Genomic DNA, 20,282 nt, shown 5'->3' on the forward strand with positions numbered 1-20,282 from the left:
CACGTCCCGTCTGCCGCGGAGCACGTCTGCGGGGGCGGCCGTACCGTTTCCTTGACCCCGTCACCCCACGGAGGACCACGTGACCGAGCAGTACGACATCCTGATCGTCGGCGGCGGCAACGCCGGCGTGTCCTTGGCCGCCGCACTGCGGCGGAAGCGGCAGGGTCGGGTCGCCATCGCCGACGGCCAACAGCTGCACCGCTACCGGCCGATGCTGAACTACGCGGCGGGCGGGCAGGCGGACATGGCCCGGTTCGAACGGCCGATGCGGGCCGTCATCCCGGACGGGGTCGAATGGATCCCGGACCACGTCGTGGCCGTGGACGCCGAGGAACGGACCGCGGTGACGAGCACCGGGCTGACCGTGGGCTTCCGCCACCTCGTGCTCTGCCCGGGGCTGACCCCGTGGTGGGGTGCGATCGACGGGCTGCGTGAGGCCTACGCCGCCGGATGGGCGGCGAGTGCGCACGTGCCCGAGCACATGGACGCCGCCCGGGCGCTGCTGTCGCGTGTGGCCGCGGGGGACCGTGTGGTGGCGAATGTGCCGGCTGAGCCCTCCTCGTGCGGCGGCACCGTGCTCAAGGCGCTGTTCCTGGCCTGCGCGGCGTGGGAGCGCACGGGGATCCTGCCGGACGTGGACGTCCACCTGGTGACCCCCTACGGCCGGATCCTGGACCGGCAGACCATCGACCCCGCTCTGGCCGAGGCCGTGGCGAGGTACGGCATCCATGTGCACGCCGGCGCAGAGGTGAACGCCGTGGACCACGAGGCCCGCGAGGTGGTGCTCAACACCGGTGAGCGGATCACCGACGTCGCGGCCGCGTACATCACGCCCGTGGTGCGGGCCCCGGAGTTCATCGCCGAGGCAGGCCTGGCGGACGACGGCGAGGCCGGCCTGGCGGCCGTGGATCCCGCGACCCTGCGGCATCCCGTGCACCCGCACGTGTGGGCGCTGGGCGACGCCGCCGCCCTGGGCACACGGCCCTCCGGCGGAGCCCTGCGCCGGCAGGTCAAGATCCTGACCCAGAACATCCAGGCTGCGGACGCGGGGAAGCCGCTCCAGAAGTACGACGGCTACACCGTGATCCCCGTGATGGTCAGCCGGGACGAGCTGGTCCTGGACGAGCACGTCCGCGACGGCTCCGAGGACCGGTCGATCCCCGGCGTGGACCTGACGAAGCCGCGGAAGAGCACGGCGGCCTTCGACCGCTTCGGCCAGCCCCGGATCTACTGGCACCGACTGCTCAAGGGCAAGGTCTGAGCCCAGCGTTCTCGCTGCCGCGACACGTGCGGCGGACGTACTGTCCCTCGCGGGGCGCCCCCGCCCGATCCGGATGACGGCGCCGGCCCGCCGAGCGTTTTCGTTCGGGAAACGGCGGCGTGTCGCACCGCTGTCGTTCGGGAAACGGCGCCCTGCCGACGACGCCGCCCTCAGTCGTCGCGGCCCCGCACCGGGCGCTCCTCGAGCGTGGTCTGCACGACCCGCCCGCGCTCCCAGCTGTTCGCCCCCGGCACCACGTCCGGGACCGGGATGTCCGCGCGGTTGCGCCGCTTGGCCGCGGTGTCCACGCCCACGCGCTCGTCCCGGGCGCGCAGGAGGGCCTCGTCCACCTGGCCGTCGCCGGTGAGGCCCATCATCAGCTGGGGGATGCCGTACGGGAAGTCGTCCCGGTCGTACTGCCAGGTGTGGAACGTCTTCCCGTAGGTGTGGATGAGGTCTTCGAAGTAACTGTGCTCGGCCAGCTCGGGCACCCCGGGGGCCGTGAGGGCGCCGGAGCTCACCTCGTAGTGGTGGCTGTGCCACAGCCGCCGCTCCTCGTCGGGGAGGCTGCGGAACCGCTCCTCGCTGATGATGTACTCGATGCCGATCAGCCGTGCGTCCGGCGCATTGCGGTCGAAGATCACGCACTGGTGCAGGTCGTGGCGCAGGTGGATGCAGAAGTGGCTGGCTTCGACCTGTCGGCCGAGGTCGTCGGCGTAGAAGTGCAGTCCGTTGAGATAGGTGCTCATCGCGCCCATGGGGTACTTCGGCTGGACCAGGCCGGATGCCGCGTCCAGGAGGCGGTGCTTGAGCGGGTGGCCCTTCCCGACGGCGCCCATGAGGGCGATCTTGCGGGCTGCGGTGACAGCGGCCGCGGTGCCCAGTCCGGCGGCGAACCCGAGGGCGGTGGAGGACAGGCGATGGGTGCTCATGGCCTCACGCTAGGAGCGCGGGGCGGACTCGGCCAGGGTGGTGGAGCTGCCGGGGCTGCCGGGGCTGCCGGGGCTGCTCAGGAGGCGGGGACGGCGGATCGTCTGCGCATCTGACCCTTCTGAGTGGGCGCGTGGTCGCCAGAAGGGCCAGAGATGCAGAAGATTCCGGGCGGCCGGCGGGCATGACGTCGGTCCATACGACACACGACAATGCGCAAAATGCATTTGCGCTAATCGTCTATCGACTAAGGATCACCCCTCTTGTGCTATTCGTGGGCCGGAGTAATCTCTATTCCAGCAGCACCGTCCCAGCCCGGGGCGGGCCCGAACCGGGAGGATCACGCCATGACCACCGCCGTCCGCACCTGCGCCGCCAGCGCCTGCGCCTTCAACGCCGAGTCGTCCTGCAACGCCCTGGCCATCACCGTCGCCGGCTCCGACCGTACGCCCGGCTGCGGCACCTTCGTCCAGCTCGACGTCCGCCGCCCGGTGACCGAGGGCGCCTCGACCGTCGGTGCGTGCCACCGCCTCGAGTGCACCTACAACGCCGACCTCGCCTGCACCGCCGAGGGTATCGAGGTCACGGACGTGGCCACCTGCGCCACCTACACGATCGACTGACGCCGCCCCTCAGGGGTGGGCGACCCGCGTCGGGATCGCGTCCAGCAGTCGCCGCCAGGCGTGCCGGGGGCTGTGGTCGAGTCGGCCTGCGCCGGGCAGGGCCACATGCACCGCGGTGCTCTCGCCGTCGCGGACGCGCAGCAGGGTCACCCCGGCTTCGTCCGCGTCGAGGGCGTGGGCGGGAGACTCGGGCAGGGATCCGGTGCCGACCTGCAACGGGGTGCTCTCGCCCGGCAGCAGGCCCAGGGCGACGGCGTCGGCCAGGTCCGCGAGCACCTCGGGGGCGGTGCCCAGCACGTCGTCCGCCAGGTCTGCGAGCTCGGCCTGGTCGACGAGCCCGCGCGACGTGAGCGGCAGGGTGTGGCTGCAGAACACGGCGACGCCGTCGACGTCGTGCAACAGGATCCGCTGGGTCTCGACCACGCCCACGCGCACCCGCGGGCCGACGTCGGCCACGAGGTCCGCGACGCGACCGCGCAACCCCAGCTCCGCGACCTCGGCCGAGTCCCGGCACCAGCGCAGGGTGCCGAGCAGATGCACTGACGCCAGGCGGGTGGGGACCGTGAGGTCCAGGGCGTCGCGCAGGACGTCCACGCGCACGTCCAGCGGCGCGAGCGTGTGGAACGCGCCGAGCGAATCGAGGAGGTTGGGGACGTAGGCGACCACGAGGCGGCCGTCCACGCTCACGCCGTGTACGGCCGTGGTGAGCGTCTCGCCGGCGCGGAAGGCCGCGACCTCGACGGATCCCTCGCCGCGGAGCAGCCGCTGGGCCAGCAGCAGACGACGGGATGCCACGGGCGGCAGCGGATAAGCGGGGTGCGTGGAGGCGTGGGCCATGGGGGTCCTTCCGGCGGGGGTCCGAGAACCAGTAAGGCACACCTCAGTGAGATACGCAAGGCAAGTGTTATGTATTTGCCGTACGCGGGGCGGTGGGGGCGTGTGGTGCTGGGCTACGGTGACGGGACTCACGTGCCGTCGTCGAGGGAGCCAGCCGATCATGACCTTCCGCCCCACCCGCTGCCGACTCGCGACGGCGGCCTTCGGCGTCGTCCTGACGCTCACCCTCACCTCCTGCGGCACGGCGCAGGATGCGGGCAGCTCATCGGAACCCGCCACCGCCACCGTCGTCGACTCCGCACTCACCCGCATCAAGGAGGTCGGCACGTTGCGCGTCTGCTCCACCGGTGACTATCCGCCCTTCACCGAGCAGACCGAGAGCGGCGACTGGAAGGGCATCGATGTGGACATGGCCCGCGACCTGGCCGAGACCATGGGCGTGGAGCCGGAGTTCGTGAAGACCAGCTGGAAGACGCTCATGGACGACTACACGTCGGGGGCGTGCGACGTCGCCGTCGGGGGCATCTCCCTGAACCCGGAACGCGCCGAGCAGGTGTACTTCACCGTGCCCACGCAGGAGGACGGCAAGACGCCGATCACCCGCTGCGAGGACGTCGAGAAGTACGACACCGTGGCGGAGATCAATCAGCCGGGTGTGCGGTCGATCTTCCCGGAGGGCGGCACCAACGAGAAGTTCGCGCGGGAGCACTACCCGCAGGGCGAGCTGCTGACGCACGACAACCTCACGGTGTTCGACGCTCTCGCGGCCGGCGAGGCGGACGTGATGACCACGGACCGCTCCGAGGTGCTCTACATCGACCACGAGTACCCCGAGCTGTGCGCCGCGAACCCGGACGAGCCCTTCGACTACTTCCAGAAGGGGTACATGCTCCCGCAGGGCGACGAGGTGTTCAAGCACTACGTGGACCAGTGGCTGGCCATCGCGCTCAAGGACGGGACGTACGAAGGATTCGCGGAGCCGTGGGTCGGGGACGTCGAGCTGAGCCTGGAGGACTGAGCCGCAAGGGCGATCCCGTCCCCGCTGGGTCGCCGCCCTTGTAGACGTCCGTGGCGGTGACGCGCTTCAGGTCCTCGAGTGCGGGAGTCGTCAACCGGTGACCTCGAGCTCGAGGCCGAGCACCTCCATGACGGAGAGCACTGACTTCAGGGTGCTCTTGCCGGTGCCGCGCTCGATCTGGCGGACGGTCGCATCCGAGACTCCTGCCAGGTCTGCGAGCTGCTGCTGGGTCAGCAGGAGCTCTTTACGCATGGCGCGGACGCGGTCGCTGATCTTCATCAGCGCCGCGGCGGAGGAGACTGCGCGTGTGGTGGCCACAGCCCCAGCGTGGCAGATGAGCAGCTGAAATCCGAAGGATTCTTCGGAATCGGTGACGTTCGACTGCTGCGGTGACGAGTCGACATGGGAAACCGAAGAAGACTTCGGATTCGAGCCTCCAGAGGTCGGTCGAAAAGGTGCCGGCCTCCTCATCCGAAGAATTCTTCGGAACCCGGCTCTCAGGCATCAGGCGTGCGACTTCTCAGTGCCAGAATGAGGCCGACTGCCACACCGCCGTGCTCCGAAAGGCTCCGCCACCATGCTCTCTCCCCAGAACCTCTCGAACTTCGTGTGGGGGATCGCGGATCAGCTCCGGGGCGTGTTCAAGCCGAATCAGTACGGCACGCTCGTCCTTCCGCTCACCATCCTGCGCCGCATGGAGGCGGTCATGGCCCCGCACCGGCTCGTTCTCGCGGGATCCCTCGTAGTGATCGAACAGGCTTGGCGGGATGGTCTCGACGGCGGCGAGCACCGACTCGACATCGTCCGGGGTGGGGGTGCGAGAAATCACGAGATGACCCCCTTCGCAGGGCTGCGAGCAGCACCCCTCCAGCCGCGGGCTGTGAAGTGCGGCTGTGGCAGGTGAAGTGGCCGTTCACCCTTCCGACGCGGAAACGCGACATGAGCATTCCTGCTCGACTCTCACATGTCCTCGGCGTGTCGCTCAATGGGTGCGTTGCTGTGCACAATATGCAGTTGAGGGCCTTCTCACCCTTCCTCGACAGACTCTCACTGGCACCCATTCCAGCCGCAAGAGCGCTTGGTTCGAGGCTCGCACATCAGTCACGGAGAGTTTTCTCATGCGCGCTCAGCGACTCCTCCTCTTCCTGCCCCTCCTGCTCGTGGCCACCGGCTGTTCCGGTCAGGAGGGACCGGGGCCGTCTAGCTCCCAATCCTCATCGTCCTCGTCTTCTTCGGCGGTGTCGCCGACGCCCGCAGCCTCGGAGAGCCCCATGCAGCTGACGGCCACCGAGACGTGCGAACAGCTGGCAGGCAACCGCGGTGGTCTGGCGTTAGACGTCCTGGACTTCAGCGTGGACTTCTACATGGAAGACCTCGTCATGAGCGATAGGGATCGTCGCGTGGCGGGGTTGGTGGAGCAGGGCGATCAGCTGCGCGCGGTCGCCCATCCCAAGTATCACGACACCTTGGACCGTCTGATGGCCGAGCCTGAGGAGATCCAGCGCATTGTGAAGTCGGGCGGTGGCAGGTACACGATGCCAATGCAGGACATCGTGCAGTCTGTGACCGGTGCAGCCACCGACTGCTACCAGCCCGGTGAGGAACTCAACAGGTTCGTTGAGAACATGACGCCCATCATTAACCGCATCCCGGAGTATGCGGCGCTGGAGGTGGACGGCGCGTCCGGGGGCGCATCCTCCACGCCGGCTGCATCGTCGACCTCGACCCCTACTGCGGGGTCTGCTCCTGCATCGGAGCCCACGCCCACCCCTGAGCCCACGCCGACGCTCTCGGAGGAGACGGAAGCGGCAGCCGAGCATGAGGCCGGGGATGTGCCGATGGAGTACCAGTCGGCGCTTCGCAAGGCGTACAGCTACGAAGAGAACATGGACATGTCCAAGATGGGCATCTATGGCCAGCTGGTCTCCGAGTACGGTGAGCAGTTCTCACCAGAAGCGGCGCAGTACGCGATCGACAACATGACGGACGTGGACTGGAATGCCAATGCGCTGGCCAAAGCGAAGAGCTATCAGGAGATGATGGACATGTCGCCGTCTGCGATCTACGACCAACTGGTCTCGGAGTACGGCGAGGAGTTCACGCCCGACCAGGCGCAGTACGCGATCGACAACCTGTCCCAGTGACGCCCGGCCATGCCCGGCGCGTTGAATGAACGCGTCGGCAACGGTGTCGCCAGGTGGTCCACCCGCCGCCCGCATATTCTGGTCCTCCGCAGCCCGCGGAGGACCAGAATATGCGGGGCTGTGTTCCGCCTGACGCAGGGCCGGGGTGATCTCTAGCAGCGGCGCCAGGTCTTAGCGTCCCGAGCGCCAGATCTTCGCCATCTTCTCCGCCGCCGCGGGGTCCACCGAGGCCCCCAGAAGCTGTCCATGCGGGGTCGGGGCAAGTCGCCGTTCGCGGTGGAACAGCTCAGAGTGGTTGATGTCCTGCACGCCGCGGTTCCACAGGTGCAGTTTGGACTCGTAGGTGAAGCTGCCCCTCATGGATGCCAGCCGCTGGGGGTCGGTGACCCAGGCGTACTTGGACGAGTCGTTGAGCTGGTGATCGACAGCGCGTGTGACGGCGGCGGCGACCCAGTCGGCGAACTGCACGTTGGAGCTCAGCGAACTGTCCACGTGCATGGGCGGTTCCACGATGCACCGCATCTCCGGAAAGTCGCCGGCTCGGCTGAAGATGTGGGCATACATCGATGCAACGCGTTCGACTCGCGTCTTCTCATTGATTTGATCGATGATCACCATGAGGTTATGTCCATGATGGTGGGCATGGCGGGCCAGACGGTTCAGAGTCTCTCGCATGGCGTCGGCTTCGCGTTTCTCGACGTCGAGGCCGATCTGCTTGGGCGTCCCACGCTGCTTCTCGTCGGCGTAGTAGAACAGCTTGCCGCTGTGGTCGACGACGACGGACCGCACGAGCGCATCGAACACGCGGAGCTGCTGCGGAAAGCGCGCGGGGGTATCCGGCCGGAACAGATTGGCCCCCTTGAACTCCCACCGTCCGGGGTGTTTCGCTCGGTCGATCTCCGAGGCGAACAGCTGACGCTTCAGTGCGGTGAACTTCGCTCCAAAGCCTCGTGCGGCAGACTCCGGCATGACGAATCCGGCATAACCGAAGGCTGGGCTTGTCCGGAAGCGAGGATGGTCCGGGCCGACGTAGGCGCCCGGCTCGCCGATCTCGTCGATGTACGCCAGCAGCATCTGACCATTGTGCAGGACACAGCGGACACTGCAGACAAGCGCAGAGGCCCACGCAAGCGTGGGCCTCTCGAATTGGTGCTCGGGGCACTGTCTCAGCCCTAGCTACCACACGCGAGTATACTCGCGCGCGCAGAGCATAGGCAAGTGTGGTTGTGTATGATCCGTCGCCCTGTCGGGTCGCTGCGGGGTCGGAATGGGTCCCGTCCAGCGGCCCGCCCCCACCATTCGAAGGACCCCATGACCACCCCCGCCACGCGCGGCGCTGCCTCGGCGCCCCACCGCTCTCCCCAGAACCTCTCGAACTTCGTGTGGGGGATCGCGGATCAGCTCCGGGGCGTGTTCAAGCCGAACCAGTACGGCACGCTCGTCCTTCCGCTCACCATCCTGCGCCGCATGGAGGCGGTCATGGCCCCGCACCGGGAGTTCTTCGCGGACCTGGCGGCCAAGGGTCATCCGGACTTCGTCCTGGACAACCTGGTGGAGTCCCGCACGGGCCTGACGTTCTACAACCTCAGCCCCTTCACCCTGGACCGCATCCTGCAGGAGCCGGACCTGCTCCGCACGAACCTGCTGGCCTACGTGGACGGGTTCTCCCAGAACGTGGCGGACCTGTTCACCTACTACGAGTTCGACAAGACGGTCGCCAAGCTGGACGAGCACGACCGCCTCTTCCTGGTCCTGCAGCAGTTCGCCTCCATCGACCTCTCCCCGGACACCGTCTCCAACGCGGAGATGGGGACCCTCTTCGAGGACCTGATCCGCCGCTTCGCCGCCGCCTCCAACGAGACCGCCGGTGAGCACTTCACCCCGCGCGACGCGGTGAAGCTCCTCGTGGACCTGCTCACCGCCAACGACGACGACGTCCTCACCGGCTACCCGGTCCGCACCGTCTATGACCCCACGGCCGGCACCGGCGGCATGCTGTCCCTGCTGGACGAGCGCCTGCGCCGCATGAACCCGAACGCGGAGGTCCGCCTCTTCGGGCAGGAGCTCAACGACCAGTCCTATGCGATCTGCAAGTCCGAGCTGCTCGGCAAGGGCCAGGACGCGGACGGCATCGCCCGCGGGGACACCCTCAAGAACGACGCCCACCTGACCGAGCGCTTCGACTACGTCCTCTCCAACCCGCCCTACGGCGGCGACTGGAAGGCCTCCCGCACCGCGGTGGAGAAGGAGATCGCCGCTGGCGGCGCCACGAACCGCTTCCCCGGCGGCACCCCCGCCATCAGCGATGGCCAGATGCTGTTCCTGCAGCTCGTCGCCTCGAAGCTCCGCCCGGTCTCGGAGGGTGGCGGCCGGGCCGGCATCGTTCTCAACGGCTCCCCGCTGTTCACGGGCGGGGCCGGCTCGGGCCCGTCCGAGATCCGCCGCTGGCTGCTGGAGTCGGACCTGGTGGACGCGATCGTCGCGCTGCCCACGGACATGTTCTACAACACCGGCATTGCCACCTATGTGTGGGTGTTGGACAACAACAAGCCGGCAGACCGCCGCGGCACGGTGCAGCTGATCGACGCCCGCACGTTCTTCACCAAGCTGCGCCGCAACGTGGGCTCGAAGAACAAGGAGCTGTCCAAGGCGGACCGCCAGCGCGTGCTGGACATCTACCGGGACTTCGACGCCCAGTCCGAGGACAATGCCGAGTTCTCCAAGGTCCTCACCCCGCAGGATTTCGGCTACCGGGAGATCACCGTGGAGCGCCCGCTGCAGCTGCGTTTCGAGGTGGAGGACGCCACCATCGCGGCGGCGCTCGCCACCAAGCCGGTGGACAAGCTTCCCGACGACGGCCGCTCGGCTCTCGAGGCCGCCCTCGCTTCCCTGCGTGGCCGGGTCTGGGACCACCAGCCCACCTTCGTACTGGAGCTGAAGAAGGCGTTGAAGGAGCACGGCGTGACCGCCGGTGCCCCGCTGGTGAAGGCCCTGACCGGGGCGATCGGCGTGCACGATCCCGAGGCGGAGGTGGTGAAGAACAAGAAGGGCGAGCCGGAGCCGGACACCTCGCTGCGGGACACCGAACTGGTGCCCTTCGGCCGGGACATTCACGAGTACTTTGAGGCCGAGGTGGCCCCGCACGTGCCCGGCGCCTGGATCGACGAAGCGAAGACGAAGATCGGCTACGAGATCCCCTTCACCCGGCTGTTCTACACGTACGTGCCGCCGCGCCCCCTCGAGGAGATCGACGCCGAGCTCAAGCAGCTCACGGCCGAGATCATCGAGCTGCTGCAGGAGGTGGAGCGGTGACAGCTCGATCCTCATCCAGGAAGTTCGGGTGGTGCGTTGACCTCGTTTCAGACAATGCGCCCGAGGAGTCGGAGTTCCGCGTCGCAGCTGAATCAATGGTCGGGCATACCGGTCGGCTCGTGACCGATCATCAAATCGACTCGGAGGGGCGCGGCACTTCGTTCCGAGCCGGTGATCTCCTCTTCAGCAAGCTGCGCCCGTACTTGGCGAAGTCGTGGGTTGCTAATCGTGACGGTGAGGCCCTCGGGGACATCCATGTGTACCGTCCGGTCGATGAAATGTGTTCTCGCTACCTCGGGTACCTAGTGCTGAGTTCCTTCTTCCTGGAACAGGTGAACGCGTCCACGTATGGAACCAAGATGCCGAGGGCAAACTGGGACTTCATCAAGACCATCGAAGTCTGGGCGCCTGACTTCGACACGCAGCGGCGCATCGCGGACTACCTCGACCGCGAGACCGCCAGGATCGACGCCCTGATCGAGAAACAGCGTGCCCTCGTCGCGGGCCTGCGCCGTCGGCGTGTAGCCGCCATCGTCGCGGCCACCTCAGGGATGCAGGCGAATGGAGACCGTGGAGAGTCCGCATCCTCGTGGCTCAAGTATATGCCGGCACACTGGTCGGAGTTGCCGATCAAGCGCATCTTGACCGATGTGCAATCCGGCTATTGGGGCTCCGATGAGGTCGGCGATGGCACCGACGTGCGAGTCGTCCGGGTTGCGGACTTTGACCGCCCCACCCTCAGCGTCGGAACGGCACCGACGATTCGGAGCGTCACTCCGTCGGAGAGGGCCAAAGCCGCGCTTCGGCGTGGCGATCTCCTGATGGAGAAGTCTGGCGGCACCGGTATCAACCCGGTGGGCTTCGTGGTCAGCTACGAATCGGATGAGGAGTCGATCTTCGCCAATTTCATCGTTCGGCTGCGGCCTCGTCCCGATCAACACGCACGCTTTTGGCTTTACGCACTCAACGGGGCATACACGTCTGGGCTGACCTGGAAGTCAGTGAACCAGACCACGGGGATCCAGAACCTCGACATGGCGTCATTCATGTCAGAACTATTCCCTGTCCCTCCCCTCGACGAGCAACGAGAAATCGCCGACCACCTCGACCGCGAGACCGCAAAGATCGACGCGCTCATCGCCAAGGCGGAACGGTTCATTGAGCTCGCCCAGGAGCGCCGGGCCGCGCTGATCACTGCCGCCGTCACCGGCCAGATCGAGATCCCCACGGAGGACTGACCGCCATGGCCATCCACAACGAGAGCGAGCTCGAGACCTTCATCTGCGAGTACCTGGAGCAGCACGGCTGGCTCTACTCGCCCAACGATGACGGTTACGACCGCAAGAACGCGATCTTCCCGGAGGACGTTCACGCCTGGCTGGCCGAGAACCAGCCGGAGGACTACGGGCGCCTCGTGAAGGCCGATGCCCCGGCCTCTGCCCAGCAGGCACAGCGGGACCAGATCACCACCCGCCTGATCGACGTGCTGAACAAGCCGCAGGACACCGGCGTCGGCGGCACCCTCAACGTGCTCCGCAAGGGCTTCAAGGTCGGCACCTCCGCCACCCTGCGCATGGCCGAGCCGCGGCCGGCCACGAACCTGAACCCGGCCGCCGTCGCCTCCTACGAACGCATGCGGCTGCGCGTGATGCGTCAGGTGCACTTCAATCCGGCCACCAACCAGTCCGTGGACCTGGTGCTGTTCGTCAACGGCCTGCCCGTGGCGACGATCGAGCTGAAGACCGACTCCACCCAGTCCATCGGCCACGCGAAGAAGCAGTACCGCGAGCGCAACCCGAAGGCCACACCGCTGTTCGGGTTCGGCACCCGCGCCGTGGTCCACTTCGCCGTCTCCAACCGCGAGGTCTGGATGACCACCAAGCTGGCCGGGAAGGACACCTTCTTCCTGCCCTTCAACCAGGGCGACGACGGCCACGCCGGCAACCCCCTCAACCCGAACGGCGGGTCCTCCACCGCCTACCTGTGGGAGCGGATTCTCCAGAGGGACACCTGGCTCGAGATCCTCCAGAAGTTCGTCTTTCTCAAGAGGGAGACCGTGGAGGACGAGCACGGCCGCTCGCGCCGGAAGTCCACGCTGATCTTCCCGCGCTTCCACCAGTGGGAAGCCGTCACGCAAATGCTCGCCGCCGTCCGTGAGGAGGGCGCCGGCAAGTCCTACCTGATCGAGCACTCCGCGGGCTCCGGCAAGACCAACACCATCGCCTGGAGCGCCCACCGGCTGCTCTCCACCTACGGGGTGGACGAGCAGCGGGTGTTCGACTCGGTCATCGTGGTCACCGACCGCACCGTGTTGGACGACCAGCTTCAGGAGGCTGTCCGGCAGATCGAGCGGACCTCCGGCACCGTGGTGGCGGTGGACCGCAAGAACCTCGGGGGAGAGGCCACCAGCAAGTCCGCCCTGGTGAAGCAGACCCTGCTGCAGGGCAATCGGATCATCGTGGTGACGCTGCAGACCTTCCCCGCCGTGCTTGAGCTCCTCAAAGGTGACTCGACGCTCGCCGGCCGCACCTACGCGGTGATCGCGGACGAGGCGCACTCCTCCCAGACCGGCTCCGCCGCCGCCAAGCTCAAGCGCGTGCTCACCCCGGACGAGCAGGCCGACCTCGACGACGGGGGAGAGGCGGACACCGAGTCCATCCTCGCCGCCGAGGTCGCCGCCACCGGACGCCCGGAGAACATCAGCTTCTTCGCCTTCACCGCCACCCCGAAGGACAAGACCCTGCAGATGTTCGGCCGCCCCTCCGGCGAGTACGACGAGAAGGGCCAGGAGATCCCGGCCTCCTTCCACCGGTACACCATGCAGCAGGCCATCGAGGAGGAGTTCATCCTCGACGTGCTGAAGAACTTCACCAACTACGGCACCGCCTTCAAGCTGGCCCTGGCCGGACAGCAGGGCGAGTTCCGCCCGGAAGGCGACCGGGCCGCCGTCGGGAAGCCGACCACCGAAGTGGACCAGACCGAGGCGAGCAAGAAGCTCATGAGGTGGGTCAAGCTGCACCCCACGAACATCGCCCAGAAGGTCAAGATCATCGTGGAGCACTTCCGCGCCAACGTGGCCGGACTGCTCGACGGGCAGGCCAAGGCCATGGTGGTCACCGACTCCCGCGCCGCCGCCGTCCGGTACAAGCGCCAGATGGACCAGTACATCCAGGACATGGGGTACACGGACGTGGACACGTTGGTGGCCTTCTCCGGCGAGATCACCGACGACGAATTCGGGCTCGAGAAGGTCACCGAACGGTCCATGAACCCGTCCGTGACCGGCAACCTGGCGAAGGCGTTCGACGGGGACGGCTACCAGGTGATGATCGTGGCCAACAAGTACCAGACCGGCTTCGACCAGCCGAAGCTCTGTGCCCTGTACGTGGACAAGAAGCTCTCCGGCGTGCTCGCCGTGCAGACGCTGTCGCGCCTGAACCGCGCGGCGCCCGGCAAGGACACCACCTACGTGCTGGACTTCGTGAACTCCGAAGACGACATCCAGGCCGCCTTCGAGCCGTACTACGCCGGCGCGAAGCTGGAGACGGTGACGGACCCGAACCTGATCCACGACCTGGGGACGAAGCTCGACGCCGCGGGTGTGTACGACTGGGACGAGGTCGACGCGTTCGTCGAGGTGTGGGTCGCGTGGAAGCCGGGGAGCGGGCAGGAGGGCCTGCAGGCTGCGCTGGAGCCCGTGGCCTACCGGTTCCGCAAGGAGCTGGCGCATGCGCGGATGAACCAGGACGAGACGCGCGTGACTGAGCTCGTGCTGACGCGCAAGGACATGCGGTCCTTCGTCAGCCTCTACGACTTCCTCTCCCAGATCTACGAGTTCGGGGACACCGAGCACTACAAGCGGGCACTGTTCCTGCGGCACCTGGTGCAGCTCGTGGGCGATCAGCCCGGCGGTGAGGAGCTGATCGACCTGAGCGATGTGCAACTGGTGAGCATCCGGCAGAAGAAGACGTCCTCGGGGGACATCGGGCTGACCGGTGGGGCCGCGCTGAAGGGGACCACCGCCGTGGGAGGCGGGCAGGCGCGTGAGAAGCAGCGCGGGCCGTTGGAGGAAGTGATCGAGAAGATCAACGAGATCTTCGCCGGCGAAGGCGTGGATGCCTCCCCGTCCCAGCAGGAGGCATGGGTCAGTGCCCTCGTGGCGCCGCTCATGGAGGACGAGAAGCTGCTGGGCCAGGCCGGAGCGAACTCGCTGGAGCAGTTCCTCGCGAGCCCGAACCTGGAACGGTCGGCGATGGGAGCCGTGTACGCGAACGAGGACGCCTTCGCGAAGATGACGGACATCGTGGGCAGGGGCGGGGACCCGTCCAAGATGATCGTCGCGGCGATCGGGGAGTACCTGTACTGGAAGGTGCGGAGCGAGGGGGCCGGGCCGGTGGACGTTGCTCATGGACGGTCCGCCGTTTTCGCTGACGAAACGGCCCCTTCGCAGGGCACTTCCGTCGATGAGAGGGCGAGTGCGACGCCGTCGCGCGTTCGGAAGGGGAGCTGAGATGGCACATCCCAAGACACTGCAGGTCTTCCTGATGGACGGTGCACCCACCGGTCGGCTGAAGTGCACCCTCGACAACTGGACGGGCCTCGTGTACGTGGTGCCACGCACCAGTCTCAACGCGGACGGGCACCCCGAGGCGTTCGAAGGCACCGGTGTGTACCTGCTGCTGGGGCAGGACGCCGATTCCGGCGACGACGTCGTCTACGTCGGGCAGGCCGTCGGGCGGGCCAACGGCAACGGCATGGTGGGCAGGATCCGGGAGCACGTCCGGAAAGAGGCGCACGACTTCTGGAACCGGGCCATACTCCTCTCCACCCTCGGGGACACCTTCGGCCCCACGGAGGTGACCTACCTGGAGCACTACTTCCACCAGGCGGCCACCACGGCCGGGCGCTTCACCGTGGACAATGCGGTGGCACCCTCCCAGGGCAACGTCACGCAGGAGAAGAAGGCGGAGCTGGAGGAGTACGCCGACAAGGCCAAGCTCCTGATCAGCGCCCTGGGGCACCGCGTCTTCGAGAGCGCCGACGGCTCACATGCCGCGGCCGCGGCGGGCCGGGCCACCCAGGCGCCCGAAGCGGCGCCGAAGCGCACCCTGTTCACCATGACGGTCAACGGCGTCAGAGCCCAGGGACACCCCACGCCGGACGGGTTCGTCGTCCTGCGGGGCAGCGGCCTCATGGAGGGGTTGCGGCCCAGCGCACCCCCCGGTGTCCGGGCGGGCCGGGAGCGCTTCGCCGACCACATCGGTGCCGATGGGGTGCTGACCGAGGACGTCTCCTTCACCAGCTCCTCGGCCGCGGCCGGATTCGTGGCCGGCGGGAGCATGAGCGGGCCGTCCTCATGGCGGGCGCCGGATGGGCGCACCCTCGGCGAGGTCGAGGCCGCCTCGGCCGCGCCGGAGCCCATGGAAGACGACGCCTGATGAGGACGCGGCCGACCGCTTTGGATGCCGCCGTCGACCATCCGCGGGGTGCCCAGAGCGACGCCCAAGGACCGGGGACGGGGCGCTCCGGGTCGTTGACCGCGAACGTCCTGACCGTCGCGGACGCACTGCGCGACCCTCGTCTCCGTATCCCCGAGTACCAGCGGCCCTATACGTGGTCCACGACGAACACGGGGCAGCTCGTCGAGGACATCCGTCGCTTCCGTGCGGCCGCGTCCTACCGGATCGGCACCATGATCGTGCACCTCGAGGACGGCTGGCTGGACATCGTCGACGGCCAGCAGCGGTACATGACCTTCGCCCTGATCGCGCTCGCACTGCAGGAGGTCCTGGGCGACACCGCCGAGCGCGCCGAGCACCAGCGTGCGGCCCTGGACCGCGCGGCGGCCATCGAGCTGCCGCCGGGCCGCCGGGACGTGTCGGAGCGCCACATCGTCGAGAACCACCGCCTCATCCTGCAGACATTCCGGTCCTGGGACAGCACCGAGGTCGAGGACTTCGCGGACTACTTCCTGGACCGTTGCACGCTGGTGCGCCTGATCGTCAGCGACCTCGACGCGGCCTTCCAGATGTTCGACTCGCAGAACACCCGCGGCCGGGCGCTCCTGCCCACCGACCTACTGAAGGCATACCACCTCCGCGCCTATGCAGAGGCCACATCGGACCGGGCGGCGATCCTCGCGGCCGTGCGGGAGTGGGAAGCTACCCCGCCGTTCGAGATCCACCATCTCTTCTCGCGTCTGCTCTATCCGATCCTCCGCTGGAGCGCCGGTGAGTCCCTGCCGCGCGACGGCTTCACCGCGTCCCGGATCGGAGCGTTCAAGGGGATCTCCGCGGGGCCGACGGGCCTCGGCCGACTGCCCTGGGCGCACGGGCTTCTCATGGCCAAGGCCCACGTGGACGACTACAACGGGCGAAACGCCACGCTGATCGCGCACGGTGCCCTTCCTCCGCTGGAATTCCCGTTCCAGCTGACCCAGCCCGTCATCGACGGTGAGATGTTCTTCCGCCTCGTGCGCCACTACACCCGGCTCGCGAGGGACCTCGGCGTCTCCGCGACGGACGCGGAGCAGACCGCCGAGGACGACGCCCGTCGTGGGAGGGAGAACAGGCGATTCCAGACGATCACCCGGCTCGTCCGGGCCACCGGTACCGGCGCTGGCTACCGCTACACACAGGAGCTCTACGGAGCGCTGCTGCTGGCCTACGCGGACCGGTTCGGCGACCACGACATCGAGCGCGCCGCTCTCGTGCTCGCACGGCATGCCTTCGCATTGAGAACGCGGTTGACGCGGGTCTACCCGCGCTCCGTGGAACTTCACGCGCTGGGCCAGCACGGGGCGCCGGACCTGGAGGACCGGGTCAACCTGTTCCGCCTGATGAGGAGCAGCCTGGACCCCGCCGCCGTCACCGGGCGCGTGGCGGCCCTCCCCGGGCCGTACGTGGACGATGCCTCCCCGGTGGAGCGTCTCTACTCGGACACGCCCTGGGACACGGAGGAAGCCCACGATGCAGACTGAGAAGCACTCGCCTGAGGCGCTGACGATCGAGGAGGTCTTCACCGCCGCCCGGCACTACCGGGTGCCGGTCTACCAGCGGGCCTACGCCTGGACGCAGGTCGAGATCGCGACACTCCTCGAGGACGTGCGCCGCGCTCGCCTCCGCTCGGAAAAGCCGGATACGCAGGGAGCCTCGTCCGACTACTACCTCGGCTCGCTGGTGGTGAACCGAGCCACGACTCCCGAGGGCGTGCCGATCGACGAGGTGGTCGACGGGCAGCAGCGCCTGACCACGCTGACGGTGCTGGCAGCCGTCGCGGAGCGTGTCATCCGTGCCGGTGTCCTCGACCCCCGGGCGTTGGCCGTCCTGGATTACGAAGGGCGCCCCGAGGCCGGGGAGGACCTCGCGACCCTCCGTCGTCGGGGCGCCCCCGCCGGGACGTCGTTCCAGGTGGACGCCATCGGGGTGGCCGTCGAGACGATCGCTGCGGCCTGCCGGCGGGCCTTGGAACGGCAAACCCCGGCAGACGATCAGGAGGTGATGTTCGACGGCGACGACCTCGCGTACCTCTGGAAGCATGTCCGGTTGCTGCGCACCGAACTTCCGAAGGGCACGGACCTCAACCACTATTTCGAGGTGATGAACACCCGCGGTGAGCAGCTCGCCAAGCACGAGATCCTGAAGGCCACATTGATGCGGCCTCTCCAGGACGCCACGGACCGGAAGGTGTTCGCGCACGTCTGGGACGCCTGCGCCGTTCTGGACCGCCACATCCAGCTCCAGTTCTCGACGGAGCGGCCGAAGGATGGCGGTGAGGCGGCAAGAGACGCCGTCTTCGGCGGGTCCTGGTCGGCCCTCCTCACGCGGGATTTCGCGTCGCTGCGGGCAGCTCTCGCGCCGAGCCAGACCGCGATGGCGTCGGGCGCCCGCACCATCATTGGGGTTCTGCTGGCCGCCGGGCAGACCGCCGTGGAGTCCGGGCCCTCGTCCGACCAATGCCAGGACGACGCCGATACTGGCGCCTACGGGACCATCGTCGACTTCCCGAACTTGCTGCTGCATGTGCTGCGCGTGATGCAGGAGAAGGGTGAGGGGGCCGAGCCAGGCCTGCCACGGTGGGGCCAGGACTCGACGGGGGCCGTGCGGCTCGAGGACGGCTCCCTGCTGGAGCAGTTCGCCCAGCACGGCCAAGGCGACGCGGCCTGGTCTCAGCGGTTCCTCGTGACGCTGCTCCGTATGCGCCTTCTGCTGGACACCTATGTGATCAGGACTCTGGCGACGACGGGAACACAGGCGGACGAGGAGAACTGGGTGCTCAGCCGAGCTCAGAAGCTCGAGACGGAGTCCGGCGAGCGCTCTCCGCGCCGGCGGCTGGGTGTGAAGAACACCTTCCAGGATCCGCAGGTCCAGGACGCCGTCCGGAACCTTCAGGCCATGTTCCAGGTCACCGACACGCGCCGCACGTCCAAGTACTTCCTGTACCGCATCCTGCGATGGCTGGATGCGCAGCCGGAGGACGGTGTGGACGGCGTGGCGTTCCAGCACATGCTGGAAGATCTGGCGCGGGAGCGCCTCCGCGCCTATGAGGCGGACAAGACCTGGGATGCCGGCGTCAACGTCCCCAACTTCGTCTTCAACGCCCTGGACTACATCCTCTGGGACGCAGGCCGGACATCGCCCATGGAACGGGAACATCTGCGGGAGCCCCTCAGCGATGTCGAACAGGAGGTGCTCCGCAGGCGCGCCGACGCCTTCCGGTTCCGGTACCGAACCTCGGTGGAGCACTTCTACCCCGTGGTTCCGGGTGAGGAGCAGGAGGCCTTGACCGCGGAGGACGTCAACCGTTTCGGGAACCTGTGCATCATGGGCCGACGCGAGAACTCCCAGCGGAACAACCTGATGCCCGTATCGAAGGTGAAGCAGTACTCTTCGGACGAGCAGAGCCTCAAGTTCCAGCTCATGGCCGGCATCCTTCACGCCGAGGGCGACTGGGACGTCCCTCAGATCAAGGAACACGGGAACAGCATGCGGCGGGTGATCCAGGAGTGGCAGGGCAAGCGGCCCTGACACCTCGGGACGATCTGGCCTCAGGGCCCCCGTTACGCTCGCCCCATGAAGATCGGTCTCCGCAAGCCCAGCCTGAAGAAGTCCATCAAGGCCCGCACCACGGGCCGCGCCAAGCGTGCGATCAAGCGCAAGGTCATCCCCGGCTACGGCCGCAAGGGGATGGGCTGGCTGCGCGATCCGAAGCGCGCCGCCTACAACGCCGTCTACCGGCGCACCACGGTCGGCCTGGGTGACGTCCTGAAGATGTTCAAGTGACCTCCATGCCCTCGCGGACCCGGCCGGGGTCGGCCCGCTGAACACGCGCCGCCGGCCTGGCCACTCACGGCCCGCGCCGCCGCCCACCTCTCACCGGCCCGCGAACGCCTCCACCCGCCGCACGGCCTCCGGGTGCTCGGACGCCGCCGCGATCGACGCCGCCTCCTGCCGCACATGTGCGCGCAGCGCCTCGACGTCGGCCCCGCGCGCCAGCGCCTTCGTCGGCCCATAGGTGTGCGCCGGACCGGCCACCAGATCGTCCTCGAGCTCCGCCAGGCGTACCGCGAACGCGCCGCCGGCCACCGCCTCGGTCGCCAGGCCCCACTCGACGGCCTCGGTCCCGTTCAGGCGCCGCCCGCCGAGGAGCAGCTGCGTCGCGCGCACCGGCCCGAGCACCCGCGGCAGCCAGTAGGACACGCCCGTGTCCGGTGTCATCCCGAGCGCGGAGAACGCCGTCACCAGCTGCGCGTCCTCGCGCACCAGCACGACGTCGCCGCCCAGCAGGAGCCCGAGCCCCGCCCCGGCGGCCGTCCCATTGACGCCGGCCAGCACCAGCAGGCGAGAGCCCGTCAGCGCCACCGCGACCTCGCCCGCCGCCTCGCCGAGCTCCTGGATCATCGCGCGCCGCTCCGGCCCGGCAGGCGCGGCGGCCATCGCCTGGACGTCCCCGCCGCCGCAGAAGATCCGCCCCGCGCCGGTCAGCGTGAGCACGTGCACGGACTCGTCCGCCTCGGCCGCGGCGATCGCCGCGAGCACCTCGCGCGCCATCGTCAGTCCGAGCGCGTTGCCCTTCGCGGGCCGGTTCAGCGTCAGCCGCACGACGCCGGGCCGCGTCTCGACGAGGACGGCGGGGGCGTCGTCGTGGGGCTGTCTCTT

At 68.1% G+C, this 20,282-nt stretch carries 17 protein-coding genes; 12 read left to right on the forward strand and 5 right to left on the reverse strand.

The window, feature by feature from the left end; genetic code table 11:
- The first annotated feature begins 79 nt into the window (after positions 1-79).
- Positions 80-1,261 (forward strand): FAD/NAD(P)-binding oxidoreductase, encoded by a 1,182-nt coding sequence (locus J1M38_RS05155; protein WP_206481727.1) that lies wholly within the window; start codon positions 80-82, stop codon positions 1,259-1,261.
- Positions 1,262-1,431: 170 nt separating this feature from the next.
- Here J1M38_RS05155 and J1M38_RS05160 read toward each other — a convergent pair whose 3' ends face one another.
- Complete coding sequence (locus J1M38_RS05160) at positions 1,432-2,193, reverse strand: OBAP family protein (RefSeq protein WP_036383211.1); 762 nt, start codon at positions 2,191-2,193, stop codon at positions 1,432-1,434.
- A gap of 345 nt (positions 2,194-2,538) precedes the next feature.
- On the opposite strand from J1M38_RS05160, the gene J1M38_RS05165 reads away from it, so the two are divergent.
- Positions 2,539-2,814 (forward strand): DUF1540 domain-containing protein, encoded by a 276-nt coding sequence (locus J1M38_RS05165; RefSeq protein WP_041102637.1) that lies wholly within the window; start codon positions 2,539-2,541, stop codon positions 2,812-2,814.
- A 9-nt stretch (positions 2,815-2,823) separates the two neighbouring features.
- On the opposite strand, the gene J1M38_RS05170 is transcribed toward J1M38_RS05165, so the two are convergent.
- Positions 2,824-3,651: a hypothetical protein gene (locus tag J1M38_RS05170; RefSeq protein ID WP_206481729.1), complete on the reverse strand. Its 828-nt coding sequence runs from the start codon at positions 3,649-3,651 to the stop codon at positions 2,824-2,826.
- A gap of 160 nt (positions 3,652-3,811) precedes the next feature.
- Here J1M38_RS05170 and J1M38_RS05175 point away from each other — a divergent pair, with 160 nt between their 5' ends.
- Complete coding sequence (locus tag J1M38_RS05175; RefSeq protein ID WP_041102639.1) at positions 3,812-4,669, forward strand: transporter substrate-binding domain-containing protein; 858 nt, start codon at positions 3,812-3,814, stop codon at positions 4,667-4,669.
- A gap of 90 nt (positions 4,670-4,759) precedes the next feature.
- Here the strand turns inward: J1M38_RS05175 and J1M38_RS05180 are convergent, their stop codons facing one another.
- Complete coding sequence (locus tag J1M38_RS05180; protein WP_223247472.1) at positions 4,760-4,987, reverse strand: helix-turn-helix domain-containing protein; 228 nt, start codon at positions 4,985-4,987, stop codon at positions 4,760-4,762.
- Between the two features lie 259 nt (positions 4,988-5,246).
- Here J1M38_RS05180 and J1M38_RS05185 point away from each other — a divergent pair, with 259 nt between their 5' ends.
- Positions 5,247-5,573 (forward strand): type I restriction-modification system subunit M N-terminal domain-containing protein, encoded by a 327-nt coding sequence (locus J1M38_RS05185; RefSeq protein WP_041102640.1) that lies wholly within the window; start codon positions 5,247-5,249, stop codon positions 5,571-5,573.
- 367 nt (positions 5,574-5,940) lie between these two features.
- On the forward strand, positions 5,941-6,813 hold the full coding sequence (locus tag J1M38_RS05190; protein ID WP_230278086.1) for an Ltp family lipoprotein: 873 nt from the start codon (positions 5,941-5,943) through the stop codon (positions 6,811-6,813).
- Positions 6,814-6,984: 171 nt separating this feature from the next.
- Here J1M38_RS05190 and J1M38_RS05195 read toward each other — a convergent pair whose 3' ends face one another.
- Positions 6,985-7,887 carry a DUF3800 domain-containing protein gene (locus J1M38_RS05195; RefSeq protein ID WP_206481731.1) on the reverse strand — a complete coding sequence of 301 codons (903 nt, stop codon included), beginning with the start codon at positions 7,885-7,887 and terminating at the stop codon, positions 6,985-6,987.
- A gap of 237 nt (positions 7,888-8,124) precedes the next feature.
- On the opposite strand from J1M38_RS05195, the gene J1M38_RS05200 reads away from it, so the two are divergent.
- The 7 genes from J1M38_RS05200 to J1M38_RS05230 all read left to right on the forward strand — a co-directional run bounded on the left by J1M38_RS05200 (position 8,125) and on the right by J1M38_RS05230 (position 19,406).
- A complete protein-coding gene (locus J1M38_RS05200; protein WP_052520008.1) occupies positions 8,125-10,125 on the forward strand; it encodes a class I SAM-dependent DNA methyltransferase in 2,001 nt (666 codons plus the stop codon).
- 119 nt (positions 10,126-10,244) lie between these two features.
- On the forward strand, positions 10,245-11,363 hold the full coding sequence (locus J1M38_RS12230) for a restriction endonuclease subunit S (RefSeq protein ID WP_196296755.1): 1,119 nt from the start codon (positions 10,245-10,247) through the stop codon (positions 11,361-11,363).
- A gap of 5 nt (positions 11,364-11,368) precedes the next feature.
- A complete protein-coding gene (locus J1M38_RS05210) occupies positions 11,369-14,635 on the forward strand; it encodes a type I restriction endonuclease subunit R (RefSeq protein WP_206481733.1) in 3,267 nt (1,088 codons plus the stop codon).
- A 1-nt stretch (position 14,636) separates the two neighbouring features.
- Positions 14,637-15,563 (forward strand): GIY-YIG nuclease family protein, encoded by a 927-nt coding sequence (locus tag J1M38_RS05215; RefSeq protein WP_060973626.1) that lies wholly within the window; start codon positions 14,637-14,639, stop codon positions 15,561-15,563.
- A gap of 95 nt (positions 15,564-15,658) precedes the next feature.
- The gene (locus J1M38_RS05220) at positions 15,659-17,104 is read left to right on the forward strand and encodes a DUF262 domain-containing protein (protein WP_170748087.1); all 1,446 of its coding nucleotides are present in this window, start codon (positions 15,659-15,661) and stop codon (positions 17,102-17,104) included.
- Positions 17,094-19,151 (forward strand): DUF262 domain-containing protein, encoded by a 2,058-nt coding sequence (locus J1M38_RS05225; RefSeq protein ID WP_060973628.1) that lies wholly within the window; start codon positions 17,094-17,096, stop codon positions 19,149-19,151. Before J1M38_RS05220 ends, J1M38_RS05225 begins: the two co-directional genes overlap by 11 nt.
- A gap of 45 nt (positions 19,152-19,196) precedes the next feature.
- Positions 19,197-19,406, forward strand: a complete 210-nt coding sequence (locus J1M38_RS05230) for a hypothetical protein (protein ID WP_002857973.1) — start codon at positions 19,197-19,199, stop codon at positions 19,404-19,406.
- 90 nt (positions 19,407-19,496) lie between these two features.
- Here the strand turns inward: J1M38_RS05230 and J1M38_RS05235 are convergent.
- Positions 19,497-20,282, reverse strand: a 786-nt coding sequence (locus J1M38_RS05235) for an enoyl-CoA hydratase/isomerase family protein (protein WP_241246489.1), incomplete at its 5' end; no start/stop codon positions are given.

The organism is Micrococcus sp. KRD070, assembly GCF_017168435.1.
Lineage (GTDB): Bacteria > Actinomycetota > Actinomycetes > Actinomycetales > Micrococcaceae > Micrococcus > Micrococcus luteus.